Source organism: Methylobacter sp. (assembly GCF_036845245.1).
GTDB lineage: Bacteria > Pseudomonadota > Gammaproteobacteria > Methylococcales > Methylomonadaceae > Methylobacter_A.
The window spans coordinates 1-5,244 of the sequence record NZ_DAIUEH010000106.1 but is presented as its reverse complement, the minus strand read 5'-3'; the positions used below and the strand labels follow the sequence as shown (position 1 = coordinate 5,244).

The following is a 5,244-nucleotide window of genomic DNA, read 5'->3' as shown; positions in this document are numbered from 1 at the left end:
AAGGATCGATCATTCCGGGCATTTAACATAGGTGGGGAAAGCGGACGCTTACATTGCATCGGTATGTGCAAGCAGGCGTGTTGCCGGAGCATTGGGGAAGCGATCTTGCTATTGAGGATATTACCTGCGGCGAACGGTGAATTGTTGGGCTTCATTGCATTTAGCCCAACCTACGACTACGACCATGACCTGAATGGCTGCGTTGGATCAATTCCCGATTGTCATTCGACACGACTTCAACCCCGTCTGGGGTATTGCTCCCCTTTTCAAAATCCAATAGTACTGACCAGACATATCCATTTTCTTGAATGCGGCACTTATGCCATGAAATTCCGAGAGACCAATCCTGCATTGCCAATATGGACAACGGGGGCAAAGCATAATGGCCGGAATTGATGTGTCAAACTTCCCCCAAACAACCAAAAATTGCATCGTTAATAATGCTGGAGGTTTTATGGCTACTATTTTTGTAATCGATGTATCTGTTTGTGATGGTGTTTGGACTGCTGAATGCGATGAACTGGGTTTAGTGACCGAGGCCGCCAGCTATGACGAACTGACTGAACGCGCCGGAGCAATCGCCCCTGAACTTGCCGAACTTAATCATATAGACCTGGATTCAGACAGCATTAGATTGCGCTTTTCTCATGAGCAGTCGTTCAATCGATTAGTGGGATGATGACATCCACGCTTTACCCTGAGTTAGTTATCATTCTGCGCGCCGCCGGTTGTGTTTTTATTCGACAGGGAAAAGGCAGTACGGCTCTTTCGTTCCTTCGCGCTGTGCTCATCGTTATACATAAGTATTTTAAAGCACGTCATCCCGGCAGGGATTGCCGGGATCCACGACTGCAAGGATGCAGGAGGTAGAGCAACGCATGGAGCAGTTGCCGAGAAGCCATGGATTGCAATACCGAAACTGACAGCAAGTATCACATAAGGGATTGCTCAGTTAAATCAAGCGTTCACATCCCTGTGCCCTGGATTCGCTACGCGCTCTAACGGGTCCGGCAATCCCTGCCGGAATGACGACTCAGACTCAACTGCGGTTTTTAGGATCATCGGTGTCATTCGACATGCCTTTCCCCCGCTCTGGAAATCCCCAACTTCAACATCCTGGATCGCAAGGTATTCGGATTCATGCCCAATATCGCCGCCGCGCCCTTGGCACCGGAAATCTGCCAGCCGGTAGCTTCGAGGGTGCGTGTTATGTGTTCACGCTCCACGGCTTCCAAGGTGCGCAACTTGCCGGTAGCGACTTCGGGATGGGCAAGAGTCGGTTGCAACGGCGCAATATCCAGCAATGAACCTTGGGACAGAATCACCGCCCGCTCGATGACGTTCTGCAATTCGCGGACGTTGCCGGGCCACGCATATTGGCGTAAATAGTCCAGTCCCCCAGGATCGATGTCATCAAAGCGCTTGCCGAGTTTTTTGGCGTATTTGCTCAGGAAAAAACGCGCCAGCAATGGAATATCCGTCACCCGCTGCCGCAATGCAGGCACCTCGACAGGAAACACGTTCAACCGGTAATAAAGATCGGAACGGAAGCGCCCCAAACCAACCTCTTCGGCCAAATTACGGTTGGTTGCCGCTATCACCCGCACATCGACCCGAATGGTTTCGCTGCCCCCTACCCGTTCGAATTCCTGTTCCTGCAACACCCGCAACAGCTTGGCCTGCGCCGACAGGGATAATTCGCCGAGTTCGTCCAGAAACAGGCTGCCGCCGTCGGCCAGTTCGAAGCGGCCTTTGCGCTGCTGGGTTGCTCCGGTGAATGCGCCTTTTTCGTGGCCGAACAATTCACTTTCGATCAGCTCGGCGGGCAACGCGGCGCAATTGACTTTAACCATAATCGCCGCGCTGCGGTCGCTGAATTCGTGTATCGCGCGAGCCAGTAATTCCTTGCCGGTGCCGGTTTCGCCGAGCAGTAGCACCGGCGTATCAGTGCGGGCCACCATCCGTACTTGTTCCATGACGGTCCGCATCAGCTTGGAGCCGCTGACGAAATCGCCGGGGTTGTGATCGTCGTTGAGCACTTCCTGCAGATAGCCTTTTTCCTGTTGCAGCCGGTCCAGTTTCTGTTCGGCGAGGCGGCGGTCGTTTACATCCCGTAGGATGATGGTATAGAGCTTTTGGTCGTGGGCTTCCAGCGGCGAAAAGGTGGCTTCGATCGGAAATTCCTCGCCGTCGGCGCGCCGGGCGCTAAGGCCTTCCGGCGCCCAGGCCTGGGTTTTGGCGCTGGCGTTATCGAAAGCGATGAATTGCATGAACAGTTTGCTACAATGCGGCGCGATGAAGCGATCGACCAGCTGGCCGATCGCAAAATCGGCGGCGCAACGAAAGATTCGGGCCGCCGCCGCATTGAACAACGTGATGCGGTGCTGCTGATCGACGGTAACGATGGCGTCCATCGCCGAACCTAGGATAGAGGAAATCCGCTGTTCGCTTTCGCTCAGCGCCTGCATCGTCAGCCTTTGTTCGGTGCGATCGCGCTGGGTTTCGACGATCGCCACCACCTCGCCTTGCTCATTGCTGATGGTGCCGGCATCGATGACCAGATACAGCCTGCGGCCGTCCGGCATCAGGCACCAGTTTTCGGTATGGCAAATGTCGGAGTAGGTATTGAATAAACTGGCTTGTTCATAAAGGTCGGTCACGTTGCCGAGGGTGCTGTCGAGCAGCAAGTCCGCCAGACACGGGCGCTTTTCGGTATAGAAGCCGCGCCAATGCTGATCGCTGCCGATCATCTCCCCGGCTTTCAGGCCGGTCAATTGCTCGCAGGCTTTATTCCAGAGCACTACTTGATGGTTGGCGTTCAACACGAAAGTCGATACCGGCATGTGCTGTAACAAATGCTCGGCTGATAGATTTTGAATCAATGGGTTTACTTTCATATCAAATTCACAAATATAACGACGTTCATTTTAGAGCCGGTCGCAACATGAAGTACAGCACTGTGCGTCGGAATAAGTCTGTTTTTACTTACTCTCAAACCGGTTTATTATTGCCCACAAGGCCACAAGACTGGAAAGCAGCACTGAACCGGTTTACCATTCAGATTGAACACAGGATAACGGGGCGTTAATTTAAAGCCCGTTAATACAAAGCCCAGGACACCCTCCAATGAACAACAGGATTATGTGCTGATACGCTAGAAAAAATCGCAGCTTTTAGAAGCCTATGGTAACTAATAAAAAATATAAACCAAGACTTCCCATATTTTCCACCGGAGGGAAAGTTGTTTTCATTATTTCCCTGTTCGTACTGATTTCGGTATTGCTGGGAGGAATGATTTTTTTGTATGGCAACACTTTCGACGGCGTTCGCTCCTATGTCAGGGGCGAAGGTTTGTGGGCTAAAGCGCAGAAGGATGCCGTTCTCTATCTGAGCAGTTATTCATATAGTCATTTGGAAACCGATTACGATGCTTACCAGGAGGCTCTAAAGGTCATCAGTGGCGATAAGCATGCCAGATTGGCATTGTTAACATCCCCTCCGAACCGTGAAGAAGCTGGAAAAGGCTTCCTGCTGGGACAAAACCACCCGGACGATATCAATTCAATGATCGGGTTCTTTTTAACATTCCAACGCATTTCCTATATGCGCGATGCTATCGTTATCTGGCAATCCGCCGATCAAATAATCGAGGAATTGAAGCAGCTAAGCCAGGAAATTCGATTTGAAATCCATTCATCAGACCAAGAAACCAAAAAAATAGTCGAATTGAGAGAGCACTTGCAGCATCTCAATAATGAGCTTCATCAATTGGAAAATCGCTTTTCGCTGATCCTGAGCGAAGGGGCAAGATGGGTTAAGCAAACGACATGGCGTATCACCGTGCTGGCGCTGGTCAGCTTTATCAGTATCGGACTATGGGTCAGCCGCCAGATAATCAAGGGGATCACCAAAGCGGAACAGCAACTGCTGATCAGCGAGTCGCGGTTTCGCAGTCTGAAGGAATCGAATACGATCGGCATTATTTCCTGGCGGATGGATGGCACTATCGAGGAAGCGAACGATCTGTTTTTAACCATGATCGGCCATGACCGGCCGGATTTCTTGGCCGGCGTCATTAACTGGCGGGATATTACGCCGGTTGAGTTTCAGCACCTCGATCAACAAGCCATCAATGAGCTTTTAATACATGGACGATGCCAGCCCTACGAAAAAGCATTGATACATAAACAGGGACATTGGGTGCCGATATATATTGGTACGGCGATGCTGGCAGGCAATCAGGAACAAGGCATTGCCTATGTGATGGATCTGAGCGAACGCAAAAAATCGGAGGAACAACTAAAACTGGCGGCAACGGTTTTTGCCGCCAGCAGCGATGGGATCTTGATTACGGACGCGTCGATGCGTATCGTTTCGGTCAATCAAGCGCTTTGTGCGATGACCGGATACGATGAAAGCGAATTATTGGGTCAGCCTCCATCTATTTTGCAATCCGGCTATACAACCGACGAAGAATATAACCGAATGTGGGAGTCTTTGAATAAAACCGGCCAATGGCAGGGCGATATTATCGACCGGATGAAAAACGGTGCCTTGATACCGATGAGAATCAGCATTAACCAAGTAAAAAACACCGACAACCACCTCACGCATTATGTCGCCATCTTATCGGATATTTCCGAGCGCAAGGCGGAAGAAGAGCATTTGCGCCATATCGCCCATCATGACCCATTGACCGGATTGGCTAATCGGGTGCTGTTCCATGACCGGCTTGGGCGGGCCATTAAACTGGCCGCGCGCAACAATAGCCAATTTGCCGTCTTATTTCTGGATTTAGACAAATTCAAACCGGTTAACGATCTTTTCGGACATAAAACCGGAGATAAGCTATTGCAGAGCGTTGCTGCCAGGCTCACTCAAAGCGTCCGCGAAACCGATACTGTCACCCGGTTAGGCGGTGATGAATTCGTCATACTGCTGGCGGATGTTACCAACCGAAAAATGGTTGAAAAACTGCTTAACCATATTACCGAGGCATTATGCGACATTTACTGTATTGATGGTTACGATATCAAAATTGGCGTAAGCGCCGGAATAAGCATTTATCCCGACAATGGAACCGACGCTAAAGCGCTGTTGCACCATGCGGATATAGCAATGTATGAAGTAAAGGAATCAAAGAAGTCATGCTCTTAATTATCCCTATAAATTTTTATACTGTTATTTTTATTAGGACTTACGCAAAATTAGACTTTAAGTGTCGTCAATTCAACCCAAAGTTGG

4 protein-coding genes are annotated in these 5,244 nt (G+C 50.2%); 3 read left to right on the top strand and 1 reads right to left on the bottom strand.

Features of this window, described 5'->3' with window-relative positions:
- Positions 1–396: hypothetical protein (locus V7051_RS24285; RefSeq protein WP_333879333.1), on the top strand; the 396-nt coding region annotated here is incomplete at its 5' end.
- Positions 397–454: 58 nt separating this feature from the next.
- Positions 455–679, top strand: coding sequence for a DUF1902 domain-containing protein (locus V7051_RS24280; RefSeq protein ID WP_333879334.1), 225 nt, complete (start codon positions 455–457; stop codon positions 677–679).
- 388 nt (positions 680–1,067) lie between these two features.
- On the opposite strand, the gene V7051_RS24275 is transcribed toward V7051_RS24280, so the two are convergent.
- Complete coding sequence (locus V7051_RS24275; RefSeq protein ID WP_333879335.1) at positions 1,068–2,897, bottom strand: sigma 54-interacting transcriptional regulator; 1,830 nt, start codon at positions 2,895–2,897, stop codon at positions 1,068–1,070.
- 286 nt (positions 2,898–3,183) lie between these two features.
- Here V7051_RS24275 and V7051_RS24270 point away from each other — a divergent pair, with 286 nt between their 5' ends.
- Positions 3,184–5,157, top strand: a complete 1,974-nt coding sequence (locus V7051_RS24270) for a sensor domain-containing protein (RefSeq protein ID WP_333879336.1) — start codon at positions 3,184–3,186, stop codon at positions 5,155–5,157.
- Positions 5,158–5,244 lie beyond the last annotated feature (87 nt).